General features: G+C 71.6%; 14 protein-coding genes. 8 read left to right on the top strand and 6 right to left on the bottom strand.

Annotation, left to right across the window (positions count from 1 at the left end):
• Positions 1-148: 148 nt before the first annotated feature.
• The 4 genes from ACFYW7_RS34815 (at position 149) to ACFYW7_RS34800 (ending at position 2,421) form a co-directional block, all read left to right on the top strand.
• Positions 149-565: a VOC family protein gene (locus ACFYW7_RS34815; RefSeq protein WP_389509883.1), complete on the top strand. Its 417-nt coding sequence runs from the start codon at positions 149-151 to the stop codon at positions 563-565.
• A 114-nt stretch (positions 566-679) separates the two neighbouring features.
• Positions 680-1,087 (top strand): hypothetical protein, encoded by a 408-nt coding sequence (locus ACFYW7_RS34810; protein WP_389509881.1) that lies wholly within the window; start codon positions 680-682, stop codon positions 1,085-1,087.
• Between the two features lie 5 nt (positions 1,088-1,092).
• Positions 1,093-1,617 (top strand): thiol-disulfide oxidoreductase DCC family protein, encoded by a 525-nt coding sequence (locus ACFYW7_RS34805; protein ID WP_389509879.1) that lies wholly within the window; start codon positions 1,093-1,095, stop codon positions 1,615-1,617.
• A 153-nt stretch (positions 1,618-1,770) separates the two neighbouring features.
• Positions 1,771-2,421: a TetR/AcrR family transcriptional regulator gene (locus ACFYW7_RS34800; RefSeq protein ID WP_389510005.1), complete on the top strand. Its 651-nt coding sequence runs from the start codon at positions 1,771-1,773 to the stop codon at positions 2,419-2,421.
• A gap of 69 nt (positions 2,422-2,490) precedes the next feature.
• Here the strand turns inward: ACFYW7_RS34800 and ACFYW7_RS34795 are convergent, their stop codons facing one another.
• On the bottom strand, positions 2,491-4,905 hold the full coding sequence (locus ACFYW7_RS34795) for an MMPL family transporter (RefSeq protein ID WP_389510003.1): 2,415 nt from the start codon (positions 4,903-4,905) through the stop codon (positions 2,491-2,493).
• Positions 4,906-5,064: 159 nt separating this feature from the next.
• Between ACFYW7_RS34795 and ACFYW7_RS34790 the strand changes: the two genes are divergently transcribed.
• The 3 genes from ACFYW7_RS34790 (at position 5,065) to ACFYW7_RS34780 (ending at position 9,766) form a co-directional block, all read left to right on the top strand.
• Positions 5,065-5,754, top strand: coding sequence for a response regulator transcription factor (locus ACFYW7_RS34790; protein ID WP_389509877.1), 690 nt, complete (start codon positions 5,065-5,067; stop codon positions 5,752-5,754).
• Complete coding sequence (locus tag ACFYW7_RS34785; RefSeq protein ID WP_389509875.1) at positions 5,751-7,205, top strand: ATP-binding protein; 1,455 nt, start codon at positions 5,751-5,753, stop codon at positions 7,203-7,205. Before ACFYW7_RS34790 ends, ACFYW7_RS34785 begins: the two co-directional genes overlap by 4 nt.
• Before the next feature lie 290 nt (positions 7,206-7,495).
• Positions 7,496-9,766 carry a sulfatase-like hydrolase/transferase gene (locus ACFYW7_RS34780; protein WP_389509873.1) on the top strand — a complete coding sequence of 757 codons (2,271 nt, stop codon included), beginning with the start codon at positions 7,496-7,498 and terminating at the stop codon, positions 9,764-9,766.
• Positions 9,767-9,821: 55 nt separating this feature from the next.
• Here ACFYW7_RS34780 and ACFYW7_RS34775 read toward each other — a convergent pair whose 3' ends face one another.
• From ACFYW7_RS34775 to ACFYW7_RS34765, 3 genes are all read right to left on the bottom strand, one after another.
• Positions 9,822-11,375 carry an ABC transporter substrate-binding protein gene (locus ACFYW7_RS34775; protein WP_389509870.1) on the bottom strand — a complete coding sequence of 518 codons (1,554 nt, stop codon included), beginning with the start codon at positions 11,373-11,375 and terminating at the stop codon, positions 9,822-9,824.
• A 143-nt stretch (positions 11,376-11,518) separates the two neighbouring features.
• Complete coding sequence (locus ACFYW7_RS34770; RefSeq protein ID WP_389509867.1) at positions 11,519-12,913, bottom strand: metallophosphoesterase; 1,395 nt, start codon at positions 12,911-12,913, stop codon at positions 11,519-11,521.
• A gap of 15 nt (positions 12,914-12,928) precedes the next feature.
• Positions 12,929-13,171 (bottom strand): SCO4848 family membrane protein, encoded by a 243-nt coding sequence (locus ACFYW7_RS34765; protein WP_389509864.1) that lies wholly within the window; start codon positions 13,169-13,171, stop codon positions 12,929-12,931.
• 112 nt (positions 13,172-13,283) lie between these two features.
• Here ACFYW7_RS34765 and ACFYW7_RS34760 point away from each other — a divergent pair, with 112 nt between their 5' ends.
• Positions 13,284-14,585, top strand: coding sequence for a D-alanyl-D-alanine carboxypeptidase family protein (locus ACFYW7_RS34760; protein WP_389509862.1), 1,302 nt, complete (start codon positions 13,284-13,286; stop codon positions 14,583-14,585).
• A gap of 35 nt (positions 14,586-14,620) precedes the next feature.
• On the opposite strand, the gene ACFYW7_RS34755 is transcribed toward ACFYW7_RS34760, so the two are convergent.
• Entirely contained in the window at positions 14,621-15,640 is a 1,020-nt protein-coding gene (locus tag ACFYW7_RS34755; RefSeq protein WP_389509860.1) for a YihY/virulence factor BrkB family protein, read from the bottom strand.
• On the bottom strand, positions 15,628-16,053 hold the full coding sequence (locus ACFYW7_RS34750; RefSeq protein ID WP_389510001.1) for a GtrA family protein: 426 nt from the start codon (positions 16,051-16,053) through the stop codon (positions 15,628-15,630). The genes ACFYW7_RS34755 and ACFYW7_RS34750 overlap by 13 nt, the downstream gene beginning before the upstream one ends.
• Positions 16,054-16,109 lie beyond the last annotated feature (56 nt).

The following is a 16,109-nucleotide window of genomic DNA, read 5'->3' as shown; positions in this document are numbered from 1 at the left end:
ACGAGTCACCACTGACAACCGATCAGCGGGACCGGATCCGCCCCGCCCTCGCGCGAGGGCGGGGCCGCTTCACCTCAACGGGTGATCACATGTTCGGCCCGCGACCGGGACCGCCTCGGGCCCTCCTGTCCGCACCTAGCCTGACGCCATGTCAAATGCCGTGTCATACGAGCTTCTCGGGCTCGACAACGTCCTGCTGCCCGTCGGGAGTCTCGGCGAGGCCGTGAGCTTCTACGAGCGGGCCGGACTCCCGACCGCCTTCCGGCTCGACGAGGCCGGGATCGCGCTGCTGAAGGTCGGCAAGGAGACGCCGGGCGTGCTGCTGCGGCTGGACGAGGAGCTGAGCCACCGGCCGCCGCCGTGGGCCTCGCCACGGCTGTGGCTGGAGGTGGCGGACGCCCGGGCGGCGGCCCGCTCGCTGACCGCGGCCGGCATCGCGCCCCTCGACGAGCCCTTCTCCGGAGCCACCGGCTGGACCGTCGAGTTCGCGGACCCCTGGGGCAACGTCATCGGTCTGACGGACTACACCAAGCGGCCCGAACTGGCCCGCCGGGCCCAGCGGTAGCCCTTGCGCCGCGACCCCGGAGGGTCTTCGCGAGATCGGACTTGAACATGTTCAAAAGCAGGTCTACATTCATGTACGACAGCGTTTTGAACGCGTTCAAGAAGGGGTGGGGACATGGACCTCACGGTCGTGGCGTACGTCATCTATCTGCTGGTCAGCATCGCGCTGACGGTCTGGGTGGCGCGCACGCTGAGCCGGAACGGGCGGATCTTCCTGTCGGACGTCCTGCACGGGAACGAGCGGCTCGCCGACGCCGTCAACCATCTGCTGGTGGTCGGCTTCTACCTCGTCAACCTGGGCTTCATCGCGCTCTATCTGCGCCAGAGCGACGAGATCTCCAACGCCCGCGGGATCTTCGAAGCCCTGTCGACCAAGCTGGGTGTCGTCCTGCTGGTGCTCGGGGTCATGCACCTGGGCAACGTGTACGTGCTCAACAAGATCCGGCGGCGGGGCGTCCTGGAGCGCGAGCAGACCCCGCCGGTGCGGCCGACCGACTGGGTCGCCCCCGCGGCCGGGATGTGAGACCCGTGGCCGGCACCTCCGCCGCCCGGGACCGGGACGCCGCGCGCGTCCCGGTCCTCCGGCTCACCGTCCTCTACGACGCCCGCTGCCCGCTGTGCGCCTTCCTGAAGGAATGGCTCGGCAGGCAGGCGCAGCTCGTCCCGCTCCGGTTCGTTCCGGCGGGCTCCGAAGAGGCCCACCGTCACTACCCGCGGCTCGATCACCGCGCGACCCTGGAGGAGATCACCGTGGTGGGGGACGCAGGGCAGGTGTACCAGGGGGCCGCCGCCTGGGTCGTCGTCCTGTGGGCGCTGCGCGAGTACCGGGCGCTGGCCCATCGGCTGAGCACCCCCGCGGGTGCCAGGCTGGCCAGGGGCGCGACCCTCGCCGCCGCCCGCTGGCGCGAGGCCCGGTCGTCGAAGCGGTGGGGCGGCGGCGCGTACCACCGGGGCGACGGATGGAGTTACGACCCGGCGACGGGATGGACGTACGTGCCCTACGCTCCTCCCGCCTGCGACAGCGGCGCCTGTTCCCCCCGGGCCACTGGTTAGGCTCGTCCCGTGCCAGCACCGACAGACAGCCCCGGCCCCGACGCCTCCCCCGAGCCCTCCGGCGCCTCCGAGCCCTCCCCCACGGTCGACAAGGAGGTGGCGAAGGGTCCCGCCAAGAGCGAGCAGACCCGTGCCCTCATCCTGGAGACGGCGATGCGGCTCTTCCAGGAGCGGGGCTACGACAAGACGACGATGCGGGCCATCGCCCAGGAGGCCGGGGTCTCCGTCGGGAACGCCTACTACTACTTCGCCGGCAAGGAGCACCTGATCCAGGGCTTCTACGACCGGATCGCCGGCGAGCACCAGAGGGCGGTCCGGGAGGTGCTGGACCGCGAGACGGACCTGGAGGCCCGGCTGGGCGGCGTGCTGAAGGTGTGGCTGGACATCGCCACGCCGTACCACGAGTTCGCCGTGCAGTTCTTCAAGAACGCCGCCGACCCGGACAGTCCGCTCAGCCCGTTCTCGCCCGAGTCGGAGCACGCGCGCGCGGAGGCCATCAGCGTCCACAAGGAAGTGCTGGCCGGTGCCAGGACCAAGGTGCCGGAGGAACTGCGCGAGGTGCTTCCCGAGTTGATGTGGCTCTCCCAGATGGGGCTCGTCCTGTACTGGGTCTTCGACCGCACGGAGGGCCGCGAGCGCAGTTACCGGCTCGCCGAGCGCGGCGCGCGCCTGACCGCGCGCGGTGTCGCGCTCGCCCGCTTCCGTCTGCTGCGGCCCCTCGTCCACGAGGTGCACGAGCTGTTCACGGACTTCCTGCCGGGGATGACGAAGGCGCTGCCCGACCCGGCCAGGGCGAAGGGCTGACGGGAGGGGGTGAGGGGCGTCCATCCGTTGGACGCCCCTCACCCCGGACGGTTCTCGCGTCCGGCGGCCTCAGTTGACCGCGTCGGCGTCCACCTCTCCTTCGGCCAGTTCCACGTCGTGCACCAGCGGTTCGTCCGTGACTTCCACGTGCCGTACGCGCGCCCCGTACGAACGGGCCGTCGCCGACAGCAGATACGTCCCCGGGGCCGGGACCGAGACGATGTAGGAACCGTCGGCCAGCGAGGTCACCCGGTCCAGCTGGCGGCCTCCCTTGGACAGCAGCGTGAGGACCGCGCCGTCGACGGCCTCGCCCTCCGCGTCCCGGACGAAGCCGTGCACGGCCGAGGCCCCGCCCCGGGCCGAAGGCGCGTCCTTCGACGGCTCCTCGGCGGGTTCCACCGCGAGGTGCGGCAGCCGCTTCTCCAGGCCCGCGGGCAGCCACCAGTTGGAGTCGCCGAGCAGGTGCATGGCGGCGGGGACCAGGGCCGTACGGAGGATGAAGGCGTCCAGGGCGACCGCGGCCGCGAGGCCGACGCCCGCCATCGCCGCTCCCGAGTCACCGCTCAGGACGAAGGCGAGGAAGACGCAGACCATGATCAGGGCGGCGGAGTTGATGACCCGGCCGGTCTCGGCGAGACCCACGCGCACCGCGCGGGCGTTGTCCTTCGTGTGCACCCACTCCTCGTGCATGCGGCTCACCAGGAACACCTGGTAGTCCATGGAGAGGCCGAACAGGAGCGACAGCATGATGACGGGGAGGAAGGCGTTGATCGGCCCCTCCTTGCCGAGGCTGAGGAGGTCGAGGCCCCAGCCCCACTGGAAGACCGCGACGAGGACGCCGAAGGACGCGGCGGCCGCGATCAGGTTCATCACCGCCGCCGTCAGCGGGACCACCAGGGAGCGGAAGGCGACCAGCAGGAGCAGGAAGCCGAGGCCGATGATCGTGGCGACGAACCAGGGCAGCCGGTCACCGGTGATCGCGGCGAAGTCCTTCGACACCGCGGTGACACCCCCCACGTTGGCCGGTACCCCCGCCTCCGGGATCACCCGGTCCCGGAGGGTGTCGATGAGCCGGTCGGTCTCCACCGACTGGGGCGAGGTCGTCGGCACCACCTGGATCACCGTCACGCCGTGCGCGGACGGCAGCGCGGCCGCCCGGGCGACCCCCGCGGTGCCCTTGATGCCCTTCACCAGGGCGTCCGTGTCGCCACCGGTGGCGACCACCTGCAAGGGGCCGTTGAAGCCGGGCCCGAAGCCCTCGGCGAGCAGGTCGTACGCCTGCCGGGTCGTCGTCGTGGAGTCGTCGTTGCCCTGGTCGGTGGCGCCGAGGCGCAGCGACAGGACCGGGATCGCGAGGACCGCCATCACGGCCAGCGCGATGGCGGCGATGGTACGGGGACGGCGCTGCACGGTCGTCGACCAGCGCGCCGCGGCCCCGCTCGCCCGCTCCGGCTCGGGCCCCCGCGCCGCCAGTCCGCGCCGCTGGCGCCTGCTGAGCACCCGGGTGCCGAGAAGTCCGAGGAGCGCCGGCAGCAGGGTGGTGGCCGCGAGCACGCTGAACACGACGGTGAGGGAGGTGCCGATGACCACGCCGTCCAGGAAGCGGAGGTTGGTCACCAGCATGCCCGCGAGCGCGATGCACACGGTGCCGCCCGCGAACAGCACCGCCCGGCCCGAGGTGTTGAGGGCGACCACCGCCGACTCCTCGGGCGCCAGGCCGCGCAGGATGCCGCGCCGGTGCCGGGTGACGATGAACAGCGCGTAGTCGATGCCGACGCCGAGGCCGATCAGGGTGGCCAGCAGCGGGGCCAGGTCCGGGATGTCGGTGGCGTGGCTGAGCAACTGCGTGGAGAACAGCCCCGTACCCACCCCGAAGATCGCGATGCCGATGGGCAGCAGCATGGCGAAGAGCGAACCGAAGGCGAAGAACAGGACGACGGCCGCGGCCAGGATGCCGACCATCTCGGCGAGCCCGGTGGGCGGCTCCTGCACCCGCTGGATCGCCTGACCGCCCAACTCGACCTGGAGCCCGGCGCGTTCGGCGTCCTCGGCGAGATCGACGACGTCCTGCACCAACTCCTTGGGCACGGCGTTCGCCTGCTCGGTGAAGGTGATCTGGGCGTACGCGATCTTGCCGTCGCGGCTGACCTGCGCGGCGCCCCCCTTCCCCTCGTACGGTCCCGCGACCTGGCCCACGCCCTTCATGCCGGCGATCTCGTCCAGCACGGGCCGCATCCGGGAGCGTACGGCCGCGTCCCTGACCGTGCCCTCGTCGACCTTCCAGACCACCGTGTCGGTGTCCCCCGCGCTGTCCGGGAAGGCCTTCTCCATCTGGTCGTACGCGCGCTTGGAGTCCGTGTTCGGGAGGGAGAAGACGTTCGCGTAGTCCGTGCCCGCGGTGGTCGCCGCGAAGCCCAGACCGAACAGTGCCCCCACCCACAGCAACAGGACCACCAGCCGGTGCCGATAGCACCACCGTGCCAATACCGCCACGTTCGAGCTCCTTAGTCGGTCGGTCCCCCAGGTCCTGGGCAACAGGATCGGCAGCGGCGCGGGTGCGGGGACACGACCCGCCCATGACTCTCAAGGAACTCCAAGGCGCGGACGGCTCGCACGGCCGGTGGCCCCGCCGATACTGGAGGCATGACCGCCCACGAGGGAGCCACCGTCCTCGTCGTCGAGGACGAGCCGAGCATCGCGGACGTCCTCACCATCGCGCTGCGCTACCACCGCTTCGAGGTGATGGCCGCGGGCACCGTCCGCGAGGCGCTCTCGCTCGCCGAGCGCACCCGGCCCGACGCGGCGCTGCTCGACGTGATGCTCCCGGACGGCGACGGCCGGGCACTCGGCCGTGAACTGCGTTCACGCCAGCCCGAGTTGGCCGTAGTGTTCCTCACCGCACGGGACGCGCCCGCCGAGATCGTCGGCGCGCTCGCCTTCGGTGACGACTACATCACCAAGCCGTTCAACATCGACGAGGTCGTCGCCCGGATCACCGCCGTCCTGCGCCGTACGCGACCCGACGACGTCCTGCCGCAGCGCCCGCCGCTGCGCTACGGCGATCTGGAACTGGACGAGACGACGTACAGCGTCCACCGCGCGGGCACCACGGTGGACCTCACCCCCACCGAGTACGCCCTGCTGCGCTTCCTCGTCCGCAACGGAGGGCGGATCGTGCCCAAGGAGCAACTCCTGCGCCACGTATGGCAGTACGAGCACCCGGCCGAGTCGACGGTCGTGGAGACGTACATCAGCTATCTGCGGCGCAAGCTCGAACCGCTGGGGCCGCCGGTGATCCAGACCCGCCGGGGCGTCGGATACGGACTCGCGTGAACCCGCCCGTCCGGATCGGATTCCGCCGCCCACGCTGCAAGCACGGCGTCCACTCACTGCGCGGCCAGCTGACCCTCGCGAACGTGGGACTGCTCGCCCTGGGCATCGTGGTGGCGACCGCCGTGAGCCTGATGGGCATGCGGCACTACCTGCTCGACCAGGTGGACACCCAACTCGCCAGGACGCGGGAGTCGCTGGGCGCCTCCCAGCTCACCATGAGCCAGCTCGACTCGCTGAGCGCCCTCGCGTTCGTGCGCGACCGGATCGGTCCCGCGGTCGCCGAGTCGCCGAAACCGGACTCGCTCTTCGCCGCCGTCGACCGGCGGGGCGAGGCCGTCGAGGTGGCCGGGTTCCAGCCCACCGAGACCCAGCGGGCGTTCGCCGCCGCCGTGGACGACCCGGGCGCGCTCGCCCGCGACCGCGAGCCGCGGGACATCAGCGTGCACGGCGCGGACTACCGGGTGACGGGGGGACGGCTCGCCGACGGGACGTACGTCCTGTTCGCCGCCTCGACCGACGGACTGCACAAGGGCATCGCGAAGGCGCTCAGGCTCGATCTGACCGTGGGAACCCTGCTGTTGGCGCTGCTCGCGTGCTGGACGATGTTCAGTGTGCGCCGCCGGATGATCCCGCTGGAGGCCATGGTGGAGACCTCGTCGGCGATCGCCGAGGGGGATCTGACCCGGCGCGTGCCCTCGAGCCATCATCCGACCCAGGAGGTCGAGCAGCTGCGGCTCGCGCTCAACTCCATGCTGCACCAGGTCGAGTCGGCCTACCGGACGCGTGAACGCAGCGCCTCCCAGCTGCGCCGGTTCGTGGGGGACGCCTCGCACGAGCTGCGCACCCCGCTGGCGGCGATACGCGGCTATCTCCAGCTGTACGACAAGGGGATGCTGACCGATCCCGCCGAACGCGAGCGGGCCTGGGACCGGATGAACGCGGAGACCGACCGCATGGGCCGGCTGGTCGACGAGCTGCTCACCCTGGCCCGCCTCGACCAGCGGCCCGAACTGCGCTTCAGGAACGTCGACCTGAGCCGGCTCGTGCGGGACGCCGCGGCGGACCTGCGGGCCCAGCAGCCGGGCCGCCCGGTGGTGGTGGACGCCGACGGCACGCTGCTGGTGCGGGCCGACGAGTCGGGGCTGCGGCAGGTGCTGGGCAATCTCGTGGGCAACGTCCGCACCCACACGCCCGACGACGTGCCCGTGCGGCTCGCGCTGGAGCGCGCGGACGGTGCCGTACGCCTGTGCGTCGCGGACAAGGGGCCCGGGCTCCCGGAGGAGGACGCGGCGCGCATATTCGACCGCTTCTTCCGGACCGGCGGCGGCGCGGGCAGCGGGCTCGGCATGGCGATCGTGCAGGGTGTGGTGCGGGCGCACGGGGGGACGGTCGCGGTCCGGACGGCGCCCGGTGAGGGCCTGGCGGTGACGGTGACCCTGGCGGTGCGGTGAGCGTGCCGGTGCGGTGGGCGTGCCGGAGCCGGTGCGACACGACTGTCGCGGCGGTGCCGTCGGGGCGACGGTCCGGGCGTGGGGCCCGTGCCGCTCCCGGGCCTGTCGCGCGACCCTCGAAAAGTCTCACTTTTACCGCCCTGACCTGCGAAAATGAACTTTGGGAGAACCTGACCGAGCCGGTTGAACACGTGCCGCCACGGCGCCGTACACCTCATTGAGGGCGGTATCGGTCGCATCCGGTCGGTCCGCCGCACCATGACCGCGCTTCGCACGGAAGGACCGCCGGGTTGTCGTTCAATACGAGCTCTCGACAGCTGCCGAACACGGACGGGGCGCCTCCGCGCGACGAGCCGACGCCCGAGCCGCTCGTGGACGGGGCCCCGGACGCGGGTACGGACCCCGGTACGGACGCGGACCCCGGTACGGACGCGGACGCGGGTACGGACGCGGACGCGGGTACGGACGCGGACGCGGGTACGGACGCGGACGCGGGATCAGGCTCGGGAGAGGTCGCCGCCGCCTCGGCCGAGGGGGAGGCGTCGGCCGCGCCCGCCCCCGGAATACCCTCGGCCGACGAACCGGCCCCGACCCCGGCCGCGCCGACCGCCGGTGCCGCCCCGCTCCCGCCGGAGGACTCGGCGGAAACCCCGACGGAACCGTCCTCGACCGAGACGGAGACCGGGACCGGGACCGGCACCAGCACCAGCACCAGCACCGGCACCGGCACCGGCGAGAGCGGTGACCCCGGCAAGACCGACGCGGACCCCGATGCGGGCGGCGCGGACGCGGACGGTGCTCCGGACCGGGCCACGGGCACCCAGGAAGAGGAGACGGCGGCGGACGTCCCGGACGGGACCGTCGCGGGCGGGGAGGAGCCTCCGGCGGGAGCGCCGCCGGCACGCGGCCGAGGGCGCGGATGGCGGGACCGGCACCCCGCCGTCGCCCGCGCCCTCGCGTGGACCACGACCGTTCTGGCCGCCGCCCTCGTCCTGTTCGCCCTGCTCCTGCCGAGCCGGGCGGACCTGATCCGGCCGGCCGAGTTCGTGCGACTCCCGGTGGAGGCGATCCTCGCGTCCGCCCTGCTGATCGTCCTGCCCCGCCGGCCGAGGATCGTCGTGGCGGCGCTCTGCGGACTGGTCCTCGGCGTCCTGACCGTCCTGAACTTCCTCGACATCGGGTTCAACGAATACCTGGGGCGAGGCTTCAACGTCGTCCTCGACTGGCCGCTCTTCAAGGACGCGCAGGCGTACCTCCAGGACACGTTCGGCGGGACGGGCGCGACGGCCGTCGCGGTCCTGGCCGTGGTGCTCGTGATCGTCGTTCTGACCCTCATGGCGGTGTCGGTCGTGCGGCTGGGCAACCTGCTCGCCCGGCACACCGAGCCGGCGACGCGCACGACACTGGTGCTGGCCATCGCCTGGGTCACCTGCGCGGCGACGGGGGTCGAGTTCTCCGGGGTGCCCGTCGCCTCCGAGCACGTCGCGCTGACCGTCCAGGACCGGGCGGCGCGCGTGCGCAAGACGCTGAAGGACGAGGCGGAGTTCGCCAGGTTCGCGAAGAAGGACACCTTCGCGAACACGCCGCCCGGTGAACTGCTCACCGGTCTGCGCGGCAAGGACATGATGATCACGTTCATCGAGAGCTACGGCCGCAGCGCCATCGAGGACCCGGTCATGGCACCGGGCGTCGACGCGACGCTGGCCTCGGAGAACGAGAAACTGACCCGGGCCGGCTTCGCGGCGAGGAGCGGCTGGCTCACCTCGGCGACGTACGGCGGCAACAGCTGGCTCGGCCACTCGACGTTCCTGTCGGGCCTGTGGGTCAACAACCAGCAGCGCTACCGCACCGTGACCGCGGGCCATCACCTGACGCTGCCCGGGGCCTTCGAGAAGACGGGCGCCTGGGAGACCGTGGGCGTCATGCCGGGGGTCCAGAAGGCCTGGCCGGAGCAGAAGTTCTACGGCATCGACCGGCTCTACGACTCCCGCGACCTCGGTTACCAGGGTCCGAAGTTCAGCTGGTCGACCATGCCCGACCAGTACGCCCTGAGCGCGTTCGAGCGGCTGGAGCACGGCAGGAAGCACGACAAGCCGCTGATGTCGACGATCATCCTGACCTCCAGCCACCAGCCGTGGGCGCCGCTCCCCGAGACGGTCCCGGACGACCAGGTCGGCGACGGATCGGTCTACGACTCCATCGAGAAGGCCGGCAAGAGGCCCGGGAGCATCATCACCGACTCGCGGAGGTCGAAGGAGGAGTACGGCAAGTCGATCCAGTACTCGGTGACGAGCCTCATCGACCACCTGGTGAAGCACGGGACCAAGGACACCGTGCTGATCTTCCTCGGCGACCACCAGCCGCTCGCCCGGGTCAGTGGCGACCACGCCAGCCGTGACGTGCCCGTCTCGATCGTCGCCAAGGACCCGAAGGTGCTCAATCGGATCGCCGCCTGGGGCTGGTCGGACGGCCTGAGGCCCGAGCACGACGCCCCCGTGTGGAAGATGGACAAGTTCCGCGACCGCTTCCTGACGGCGTACGGGTCCACGCCGCACCCGTAGCGGGCCCGCCCACGGAGGTCCGGCGGGTCCGGCACTCCGTGGGCGGTGGAAGGCGTCAGACCCAGGTCAGCAGCCAGAGACGGAAGACGCCGGTCCCGTCGGACAGGTACTGGGCCCCGGCGATGTCCTCGCCGCTGACGACGTAGTCCTTGCGCTGCCACAGGGGGATCAGCGGAACATCCCGGGCGACGGTCTCCTGGAGCCGCCGGAACAGCTCCGTCGTCCGGCCGCGGTCGACGACCCGCTGGGTCTCCTCGATGAGATGGTCGACGTCCTTGCTGCTGTAACCGTTCTTCATCGAGTTGCCGGTGCCGACGAGCGGCGCGCCGAAGGTGTCCGGGTCGGGATAGTCGGCGACCCAGCCGACCGCCCAGGCGTCCAGCCCGCCCTCCGCGTACCGCTTCTGGAACTCGGTCCACTCGAAGCCCTTGGTCGTCACCTGGAACAGCCCGCCCGCCTCCAGCTGCCGCTCGAGCTCGGCCGCCTCCTCACCAGCCGCGCCGCGCCCCTCGGCGTACCCGTAGGTGAAGCGCACGGGCAGCGGGACCCCCGCGTCGGCCAGCAGGGCCCGCGCCTTCTTGGCGTCCGGTTTCGGGTAGGCGTCGAAGTACGACGTCGAGTGGCCCGTGATCCCCGCCGGGATCAGCCCGTACAGCGTGTCGGTGGTGCCCTTGTACGTCCGGTCGACCAGCCGGTCGCGGTCGACCAGCATGGCGACGGCCTGCCGGACCCGCCGGTCGTGCAGGGGCGAGTGCTCGCGCGTGTCGAGGACGAGGTTGCGGGTCTCGGCGCTCTCGTCCTCGGTGACCCGCCGGTCGGGGTCGCTCGGCGAGAGCCCGGCGAGCACGGTGGGCGGCAGCTGGCGGGCCGCGACGTCGAACTCCTTCGCCTCGCGGGCCGCCTCCAGCGCCTGCGAGCCCGCGTAGTAGCGCAGCACGACGGGGCTGCCGCTGTCGCTGTCGGCCCCCACGTAGCGGGAGTTGGGTTCGAGGACCGCCCGGGCGCCCTTCGTGTAGGCCTTCAGGACGTACGGTCCGGTGCCGTCGGCGCCGGTGTCGGTGCGCAGGCTGCGCCTCGGGTAGCGGGTCCGGTCGACGATCGACCCGGCGCCGGTCGCCACCTTGAACGGGAAGGTCGCGTCGGGCGAGGACAGATGGAAGGTGACCGTCCGCCCGTCGGCGTCCACTCTGCCGAGGGTGGAGAGGAGCGAGGCGGGCCCCAGCTCGTCCTTGATGCGTTTCACCCGGTCGAAGGAGAACTTCACGTCCTCGGCCGTCATCCCGCGTCCGCTCGCGAACGTCACGTCGTCGCGGAGTGTGCAGCGGTACGTGCGCAGCGCCGAGTCCGAGAAGGCGCAGTTCTCGGCGGCGTCCGGAACGGGCTCGGTGCCGCCGGGCGCGAAGGTGAGCAGCGACTGGAAGACGTTGCTGAACAGGGCCCAGGATCCGGCGTCGTAGGCACCGGCCGGGTCGAGCGAGGTCACGGCGTCCGTCGTGCCCACCGTGATGGTGCGGTCGTTCTCCTCCAGCGGCAGTAACTGCCAGCCGGCCACGGCCGCGGCCGCCAGGACGAGCAGCGCCGCGAGCATGCGTAAGCGAACCGATCGCAAGGGTGCCTCCCCAGGCCCACCGCGGGTCACTCCCGAGTGACGCGGATCACCTAACCACAGGTGTTTCCGCCGGGGAAGCGGATTCGAAAGAGTGTGCCGAACCGGTCCTCATGATCATTTCCGGCCCGTTCCACAGCGGATTCTCAGGCTTCTCGCGAGGCCAGTTCCACGACCGTGATGTCCGAGGGCGCGCCGACCCGGGTCGGCGGCCCCCACGCTCCGGCGCCCCGGGAGACGTACAACTGTGTGTCTCCGTAGCGGTCCAGACCGGCGACCGTCGGATTGGCGGCGGCCGCGATGAAGCTGCCCGGCCAGAGCTGGCCGCCATGGGTGTGTCCGGACAGCTGGAGGTCGACTCCGTGGCGTACGGCCTCGTGGATCTGGGTCGGCTGATGGGCGAGCAGCACGCAGGCCCGGGTCGGGTCCCGGTCGCCGAGCGCCTTGCCGAAGTCGGGCCCCTGGCCCTCGTTCTCCCCGGCTACGTCGTTCACGCCGGCGAGGTCGAACCCGGCCAGCTCGGTCCGCGCGTTCTCCAGGGGATGGATGCCCAGTTCCCGCACCTCCTCGACCCACTGCTCGGCTCCGGAGAAGTACTCGTGGTTCCCGGTGACGAAGTAGGCCCCGTGGCGGGCCCGGAGCCGGGCGAGCGGCGCGGCGGCCGGGCCGAGATCCTTCACACTGCCGTCGACCAGGTCACCGACGACGGCGATCAGGTCGGGCTGCGTGGAGTTGATGGTGTCGACGACCTTCTGGGCGAACCCGCGCCCGAGCACCGGCCCGAGGTGGATGTCGCTCACGACGGCGATCCGGAAGCCGTGGGCGGAGCGGGGCAGCTTGGCGAGCGGTACGGTGACCCGCTTCACCGACGGGCCGCGCAGGACGCCGTACGTCCCGTACCCCACGGTCCCCACCGCCGCGGCCGCGGCGGCGCCACCCACGACACGGGAGACGAACAGGCGCCGGGACAGCGGAGGAACGGCTCCGGCCGGCTCCGCCGCTGTCGCGGGTTCGACCGGTTCCGGCCGTTCCGCCGGGGGTGACGTGGACGGCGGGCCGGCCGGGCCGGTCGACGCCGCCTGCGCGTCGGCGGTGCCGTCACCTGTCGGGGCGGGCGCCGCGCCGGACCGGGAACGCGCGCTCGCGTGCGACTCCTCAGCCACGACGGCCGTGGGGGGCGCGGAGGGCGCGTCCTCGACGTCGGCCCGGCGTGCGACGGCCCGGCGTTCCAGCGCCCTGCTCAGGAGGGGCCGGACGAGCTCCCCCACCAGCAGTGCCAGCACGAGGTAGAGCAGCAGCGCCATCCACAGGAACCCCGGCCAGGCCAGCGTCCGCTGGAGCCAGAAGGGGGCACCGGCGCGCTCGCTCGCGAGGGCGCCGAACATCAGCAGCGGCGCGAGGGCGAGGACGACCGTGCCCGTCCGGCGGAGCGTTCCGGGGCCGGCCGTGGTGTCGCGCACCAGCCGTCTCCAGACATACCGGTGCGATCCACCGAGCACGGCCAGGACGGCCACACCCACCAGCACGAACACGATGACCATGACGCCGTATCCCCTTTATGACGTCTGGCGCAAAGCGCGCACGCCGCGCAACCCGATGACCCCGACGACCGTCCCCAAGACAAAGGAAACGACGGCGAGCGTCAGATGAACCCAGAAGTACGCCGTCGGATCGCCCGCGTCGTCGAACGCGAGCCCGCTGCCGTCCTTGTACAGGTTCTTGACGAAAGTGATCCAGATGACCCAGCTCCACGCCCCGAAGGCGAGCAGGAACCAGGACACGGGGCGGCTGAGCTTCATGTGTTCAGTATCGCCGCCGCCGACCGTGGCCCGGCGCCGGGGTGGGGACGCCGAGGTGACTCTCCCGGGAGGTGATGGAACTTCCCGTCGCGACCCCTGTACTTTCTCGACCGTGTCTGCCTCGAAAAAGACCGTCGAGCGATCCCTGTTGGTCGCTTCCAGTGCTTTGTTGACCCTTTCGCTTGCGGCGCCCGCGTTCGCCGACGCGAGCCCGACGAACAGCCCCACAGCCTCACCGTCGGCCACCCCGCCGGCGGACATGTCGACCCTCGGGGGTGAACAGCTCGGACGGCCCGGGAGCCAGGTCAATCTCGGCAGCGGCGTCCCTGTCCTGCCCAAGGACGTCACCGCCCGCTCCTGGATCGTCGCCGACGCGGAGTCGGGCGATGTCCTGGCCGCGCACAACGCGCACTGGCGGCTGCCCCCGGCGAGCACCCTGAAGATGCTGTTCGCCGACACGGTGCTGCCGAAGTTCCCGAGGACCGCCTCGCACAAGGTGGTCCCCTCGGACCTGGCGGGCATCGGCGCGGGCTCCAGCGTGGTGGGCATAAAGGAGAACGAGTCGTACACCGTCCATGACCTGTGGCTCGGTGTCTTCCTGAGGTCCGGCAACGACGCCGTGCACGTGCTGTCCGCGATGAACGGCGGCGTCGACAAGACCGTCAAGGACATGCAGGCCCACGCCGAGGACCTCCAGGCCCTCGACACGACCGTGGTGAGCCCGGACGGCTACGACGCCCGCCGCCAGGTGTCGTCGGCGTACGACCTGACACTGTTCGCCCGTTCGGGGCTCCAGAAGAAGGACTTCCGGGAGTACTGCTCGACGGTGCGGGCGGAATTCCCCGGCGCGACGGCCAAGCACAAGAAGGGCAAGGCCACCCGCGAGTCCACCGAGATCCGGAACACCAACCGGCTGCTGAGCGGCGACAGCGACATCAACACGTACCAGGGCATCGCGGGCGTGAAGAACGGCAATACCACCAACGCGGGCGCCACTTTCACGGGTGTCGCCGAGCGGGGCGGCAAGGTGCTGCTCGTCACGGTCATGAACCCGGAGAAGGACGAGCACAACGAGGTCTACAAGGAGGCCGCGCGGCTCCTGGACTGGGGGTTCCAGGCTTCCGGCAAGGTCCAGCCGGTGGGTGAACTGGTCCCGCCGAAGGGCGTCGACACCACCGCCCAGCCCGGGGCGAAGGCCTCGGACGGGGCGAGCCCGGACACGGGCTCCGGCAGCGGGTCCTCCGGTGCCTCCACGAAGCCGGTGGCGGCCTCGACCGACACGGCGAAGGGCGGTACGACCGGCATCGGCGTCGCGCTCGGCATCACGGGCGGCCTCCTCGTCCTGCTCGCGGCCGGCGTCTTCCTGGTCAACCGCCGCTGGCCGCTGCCGGACCTGATGCGCCGCCGCCGCTGACCACCCGACACCCCGGAGCCCTCAGCCCACACGCCCTACGAAGCCCCCGGCCCCCTCCGGCCCTGCGAGCCGGGGGGTTCGGCGGAGCCGGGAGACTCGGCGGAGCCCGACGGCCCGCTCGGACCCGACGGCCCGCTCGGGCCGGGGGGCTCGGCGGAGCCGTCCGCCTCGGTCGCCCCCTCCGCGCCCTCCGCGCCCTCCGCCCCTTCCGTGCTCCCCGTCGCCGTCCACGCGGCGCAGTAGAGGAGCAGTTTCGACGTGAAGTTGATCCACAGGAGCAGCGCGATCGGCACCCCGAAGGCGCCGTACATGCTCTTCGACGCCACGCCCCGCATGTAGCCGCTGAGCAGCAGCTTGAGCAGCTCGAACCCGGCCGCGCCGATCAGCGCCGCCACGATCAGCCGACGGTGCGGCGGCTCGACACCGGGCAGCAGCGTGAGGACGTACAGCAGGACCAGGAAGTCGGCGAGCACGGCCACCGTGAAGGCGGCGGCCTGCAGCAGGACGCTCCCCCAGCCGTTCTCGTCGAGGCCGACCTGCCGGGCCGACCAGCCGACCGCCGTGGAGGCGAGCGTGGAGACGGCGATGGTGGCGAGCACGGCGCCGCCCAGCCCGACGAGCACCCCACCGTCCTTGAGCTTGCGCAGGAAGGGGTTCTCCTCGCTGTCGGGCAGTTCCCAGACCACGCGCAGGCACTCCCGCATCGAGCCGACCCAGCTGATGCCGGTGATCAGCAGCAGGGCGCCCGCGATGACCCCGATCGTGCCGGCGTTCTGGACGAGGCCGTTGATGTCCAGCTGGTCGGAGATGCCCGGCACCTGCTCGGCGAGCTTGTCCTGGAGGTCCTTCTGCTGCTGGGCGCTCAGCGTGGCGGCAGCGATCGCCGCGGCCACGGTCAGCAGCGGGAACAGCGCCACGAAACTGATGAAGGTCATCGCCGCGGCGAGCCGTGTCCACTTCACCCGGTCCAGCCGCTCGTACGACCGCCACGCGTGCGTCGCCATCAGGCGCACGACCAAGGGGCCCACGCCGGGAATCCTCTTCAGCCAGTCCATGATCCGACCCTGCCCTCGTCTCGGCCGTCACCTCGGAACACCCATGACCTTGTACCCCAGAAGCGCAGGACCGTGGCGAGCGCCATGCCGACCCCCGCGCCCGAGACGGTGTCCGCGCGCCGCGAGGTGAACCCGAGCCCGTAGTGGCTGACGGTGATGCACAGGAGCTGCACCAGGGCGCCGGCGACGTTCACCGCGAAGAAGGTCAGGTACGGGCGCGGGCCGCGGGCCGTCGCGTGCCGGTAGGTGCCGAGCGCGTTCCCGGCGTAGGCCACCGAGCAGCCCGCCAGGAAGGACAGCGCCTTGGCGGTCAGCGGGTCCAGACCCACCGGACCGCGCAGCGCGACGAACAGGCCGAGGTCGACGGCGTAGGCGAGGATTCCGACGGCGGCGAACCCGAGCACCTCGCTCAGGAACCGGCCACGGCCACCGGCGGTCCCGAGGCAGGCGGCCTGCTCGGTGACGGTGG

Source organism: Streptomyces sp. NPDC002580, from assembly GCF_042889485.1.
Classification (GTDB): domain Bacteria; phylum Actinomycetota; class Actinomycetes; order Streptomycetales; family Streptomycetaceae; genus Streptomyces.
This window is presented reverse-complemented; position numbering and strand designations above follow the sequence as displayed.

Coding starts and splice junctions, on each gene's coding strand:
- ACFYW7_RS34815 (WP_389509883.1), top strand. CDS start 149: ATGTCAAATGCCGTGTCATACGAGCTTCTCGGGCTCGACAACGTCCTG.
- ACFYW7_RS34810 (WP_389509881.1), top strand. CDS start 680: ATGGACCTCACGGTCGTGGCGTACGTCATCTATCTGCTGGTCAGCATC.
- ACFYW7_RS34800 (WP_389510005.1), top strand. CDS start 1,771: ATGCGGCTCTTCCAGGAGCGGGGCTACGACAAGACGACGATGCGGGCC.
- ACFYW7_RS34790 (WP_389509877.1), top strand. CDS start 5,065: ATGACCGCCCACGAGGGAGCCACCGTCCTCGTCGTCGAGGACGAGCCG.
- ACFYW7_RS34770 (WP_389509867.1), bottom strand. CDS start 12,913: ATGGTCATCGTGTTCGTGCTGGTGGGTGTGGCCGTCCTGGCCGTGCTC.
- ACFYW7_RS34765 (WP_389509864.1), bottom strand. CDS start 13,171: ATGAAGCTCAGCCGCCCCGTGTCCTGGTTCCTGCTCGCCTTCGGGGCG.
- ACFYW7_RS34755 (WP_389509860.1), bottom strand. CDS start 15,640: ATGGACTGGCTGAAGAGGATTCCCGGCGTGGGCCCCTTGGTCGTGCGC.